The organism is Persicitalea sp. (assembly GCF_041751555.1).
Classification (GTDB): domain Bacteria; phylum Bacteroidota; class Bacteroidia; order Cytophagales; family Spirosomataceae; genus Persicitalea.
In genome coordinates this window covers 1-4,259 of record NZ_JBGSXF010000268.1, presented here as the reverse complement: position 1 = coordinate 4,259, position 4,259 = coordinate 1, and the positions used below count along the sequence as shown (strand labels likewise).

The 4,259-nt window shown below is 52.2% G+C and carries 4 protein-coding genes; all 4 read left to right on the top strand.

All coding sequences use genetic code 11. The features are described from left to right. The first annotated feature begins 189 nt into the window (after positions 1-189). Positions 190-1,170, top strand: a complete 981-nt coding sequence (locus ACEW8P_RS09515; RefSeq protein ID WP_373512851.1) for an IS30 family transposase — start codon at positions 190-192, stop codon at positions 1,168-1,170. Positions 1,171-1,360: 190 nt separating this feature from the next. Continuing rightward, positions 1,361-2,035, top strand: coding sequence for an ATP-binding protein (locus tag ACEW8P_RS09510; RefSeq protein ID WP_373512850.1), 675 nt, complete (start codon positions 1,361-1,363; stop codon positions 2,033-2,035). Positions 2,036-2,088: 53 nt separating this feature from the next. Beyond that, positions 2,089-3,201, top strand: coding sequence for an ISAs1 family transposase (locus ACEW8P_RS09505; RefSeq protein WP_373512849.1), 1,113 nt, complete (start codon positions 2,089-2,091; stop codon positions 3,199-3,201). Positions 3,202-3,391: 190 nt separating this feature from the next. Next, the coding region (locus ACEW8P_RS09500) for a tetratricopeptide repeat protein (RefSeq protein WP_373512848.1) at positions 3,392-4,259 on the top strand (868 nt) is incomplete at its 3' end.

Genomic DNA, 4,259 nt, shown 5'->3' with positions numbered 1-4,259 from the left:
GCATGGCTCTTAATAATCCGAAAACGGTCTTGAAGGAACCTAAAATACCATTGAATAAGTAACCGATTTGACTATAATATAAACTTACAAGATTCTAAACAGGTATCACCCAAGGTGAATTGAGGTTAAAATTAGCCTTTCAGGAGCCATGCAACAAAGCCCTTTTGGGTTACCAAACTCTAAAAGCACATCAAGCAATTGACTCTGGAACAAAGGTACGAGATTTCTGCCTTGGTGAAAACGAATCATTCCCTGGATCAGATCGCCGAGCAGATCGGTTGCAGCAAATCCACGGTCAGCCGCGAGCTGAGCCGCAACTGCGACAAGCGGGACGGCTCGTACTGGCCCGATCTGGCCCAACGCAAAACCGCCGCCCGCCACAAGGCTAAGACCAAGAAAAGGCGCCTGACGGCCAGCGTCGAGGCCTACGTCCGGCAGAAGCTCGAGTCGTACCACAGTCCCGAACAGATCGTCGGGCACGCCGCCCGCAAGGGCATCGAGTGCGTCTCCCACGAGCGCATCTACCAGTTCGTCTGGGACGACAAGAAGCAGGGCGGCAAGCTCTACCGCCACATGCGCACCAGGGGCGAGCGCTACGCCAAAAGGGGCAGTGCGAAGGGCAAGAGGGGCCAAATCGTCGGCAGGGTGGACATTGACCAGCGCCCGGCGGTCGTCGAGCAGAAGCAGCGGGTGGGCGATGTGGAGATGGATTTGGTCATCGGCCGGGGCCACAGCGGTGTGCTGCTGACGATCAACGACCGGGCGACGGGGATGCTGAAAATGGCCATCCTCGACGGCAGGGAAGCGGCCCTGGTGCAGGCCAAGGCCGTTGAGTTGCTGACCGACTGCAAGCCCCTGCTGCACACGGTGACGACCGATAATGGAAAGGAGTTCGCCTACCACCAAAAGGTCTCCGAAGAACTGGAAGTGGACTGCTATTTTGCCAAGCCGTATCACTCCTGGCAGCGTGGGGCCAATGAAAACCTCAACGGGCTAGTGCGGCAGTACTTCCCGAAGTGGACGAGTTTTCAGCGCGTTACCCAGCGCAAAGTAGATGAAGTTGTTCAGATTTTAAACCAAAGACCCAGGAAGAGATTCGGGTTCCGATCACCCGAGGAAGTTTTCAAGAACGCTGTCAAAAATGAAGGCTGCGTTGCATTTATTACTTGAATCCACCTACTTTAAAGTGAATTGAGAGCAAAGTACTGGTAAACAAATGCCTGTGTCTAATTTCGGCTTTAAAAAACCACAAAGGCAATTGATTGATGTGAACCGCTCCCATTCAGTAATATTACTTGACAAACCAGGTGGTTTTCAGTAAGTTTAGCCTTTATAACTCCCTATTGGGTCCCATCTGTAAATGAGAAAGATACCCATCCTTCCTGCGTTAATTTTCTGGTTGAGCCTCAGTCCGGCAAGTTATAGTCAGGATGACCTCAAATCTGAAGACCTCATCACCTCGCAGAGCCTATCGAGCAACTCGGTGTGGAGCATTTGCCAGGACCGGGAAGGCATCATGTTGTGGATTGGGACTATCGACGGCCTCAACCGTTACGATGGGTACAGTTTCAAGACCTTCCGGGCCGACGCCATTGTGCGGGGCATGTTGGAGCACGCCCGAAGCACCCCCGGCGAGCGCCAGCCCACCGACCTGAACGCCCTGGCCGACGAGTACCTGAGGCTGGCCTACCAGGGTGTCAGAGCCAAAGACAGTACCTTCACCTGCGCGCTCGAAACGGATTTTGATCCGGATTTGGGACGGGTCGGTATGGTGGCAGCTGATTTAGGGCGGGTGTTATTGAACCTGTACGACAACGCCTTCCACGCCCAGCAGCAAAAGCGGGTCAAGGCCAACGTTACGTATATGCCCACCGTTTGGTTAAGTACACGCAGACAAAATGGTAGTGTGGAACTCCTAGTACGGGACAATGGTACGGGCATCCCGCCGGGCATAGTAGGCAAGATCTTCCAGCCTTTCTTTACCACTAAGCCTACAGGACAAGGAATCGGATTGGGATTCAGGGCTTTCTTATAAAAAAAGACAAGGAGCAGTAAGTCATACCTTTGTGGTTACCAGACTACAAAATCATGACTACCGCGCCTTGCCAAGGTAAAGCTACCTCTTTTTTCCAATTGCTTCAAAACACGCCTGGTCTCGACGGTCGTGACAACCGGGGCAAGACACACAATATGGCATTCGTACTCACAGGTTTGACTCTGGCCATTTGCTGCGGCAGGGACGGCAAGCTTTCCCGTCTCCACCGCCACATGGTCAACCACTTCGAGGAACTGCGTGCAGCCACTCAGACCTGGCCGAAAAGGGTTATCTCCCGCGCCCAACTCCCGCTATTGCTTGCCAAGGTCGATGGCGAGGTCTTCGCGCGGCTTCTCTTCGATTGGTTCGGCCTGGTTCTGAGCGAGGAAGCCAAGCGCTGGTTCGCTTTCGACGGTAAGGAGCTAAGGGGGAGCATTCTGCCGGGCCACAAGCGGGGCGAGGCCTGCGTCTCGGCCCAGGCCCACGACTCGGGGCAAGTGGTGGGTCAGACCTACTACAACGGCAGGAAGGAAAGCGAGCGGCCAGCCGTACTCCAACTGCTGAATGACAGCAAGTTGTGCAGCCAAAAGATCACCCTGGACGCCCTCCACTTGACACCCAAGGCAACTAAGGCCATCCACAAGGCCAAAGGGATCTACCTAATCGGCCTCAAGTCCAACCAGAAGCACCTGTACAGGTACTGCATTTGCAACAGCCTGACTAGCAAAGCGTCCTATGAGCGGGCCGACGAGCCACAACGTGGCCACGGGCGTATCGACCAGCGCAGCTACGCCTGCTACGAGCTGCGGCCCGACGCGCTAGCCGCCCGTTGGCGCAAGGCCGATATGGGAACCTGCGTCATAGTCACCAGAACACGCAACGCTCTGGATGGCAGGGAGATAAGCCAGGAAAAGTGCTACTACGTCAGCAATGCCCGCCCTGCAAATTTGGAGGAAGCCGAGGAACTTTTCGACGCCATCCGTCGGCACTGGCTCCTGGAAGTGACGCACCACTATCGGGACGTAACCGCCCCGGCGGCCCGGCTTGGCCGAGGATGGGCTGAGAACCAAGAACCAGCCTGTCAGCCGGATGATGAGCAGTCTGCGGACGCTCGCTGTCAATCTGTTGAAACGATTGAAGCCCAAGAACATGGCTGCTCAGATTGATGAGTTTGCCGATAATTTCAACGCCTTGATTCAGTTCATGACTCAACAAATGGTTTTATAAGAAAACCCTGGATTGGGATTTTCATAAGCTATGATATTATGAAAGCACTTGGTGGTGAAATAAAAGTGGAAACCGAAGAAGGTAAAAGGACGGAGTTTATCGTTCATTTTCCCGTTATAAATAATTAATATGAAGAAGTTATTGGGGATCATTTATTTTACGCTACTGAGCAGTATGGTAACCGCACAGCCAACACAACAGTCTGTACGGTCAGGAATAGATAGCCTGGAGAAACTACTCGCTTCTTCCCAAGCAGATACCAGCCGGGTAACAATACTTAGCGAATTAACCCTTCGATATATTGGTTCAAGCCACGATACGGCAATGAAGTATGCGCAGGAAGGCCTGGCGCTGGCCCGGGCATTGAAGTTTCGTAAAGGAGAAGCCGATTGCTTACGGCGGAGCGGCATTATACTTTATCAACAGGGACGCTATCCCGAAGCCCTGGATATTTTCCAGCGGGCTTTAAGCATCAGTGAGAATATCAATTATCCCATGGGGATTGGTTCCGGCTTCTTTCATATAGGTAATATATACAACGAACAGGGCGATTATCCGAAAGCCCGGTCTTATTACTTCAGACATTTAAAAATAAGTGAATCCACGCTTGGTGAGCATGAGCAAGCAAACGCTCTTGGTGCCATTGGCATAAGCTATCTTCAACAAGGGCAGTTGGATTCGGCATCGGTATTTTTAAACCGGGCGCTTAAAGTTGTGAATAACAGGGAGATCCTTCGCTTAGATGTTATTTGGGCAGACATGGGTAAACTTCAGGCTAAAATGGGAAACGAAGCAGAGGCTATCTCGTTTTTTCGTAAAAGTATTTCTACCGCAACGAATATAAATAATTTTACCATTTTAAGTGATGCATACGCCGGAGTGGCGAATTTATACCGTAATGCAGGACAACCCGACTCCTCCATTTTTTACGCCCGGCGGGCATTAACAGCCGGACAACAGAACAATTATGCCAAAGGCATCCTGGCGGCCAGCGAAT

Coding starts and splice junctions, on each gene's coding strand:
- ACEW8P_RS09505 (WP_373512849.1), top strand. CDS start 2,089: ATGACTACCGCGCCTTGCCAAGGTAAAGCTACCTCTTTTTTCCAATTG.
- ACEW8P_RS09510 (WP_373512850.1), top strand. CDS start 1,361: ATGAGAAAGATACCCATCCTTCCTGCGTTAATTTTCTGGTTGAGCCTC.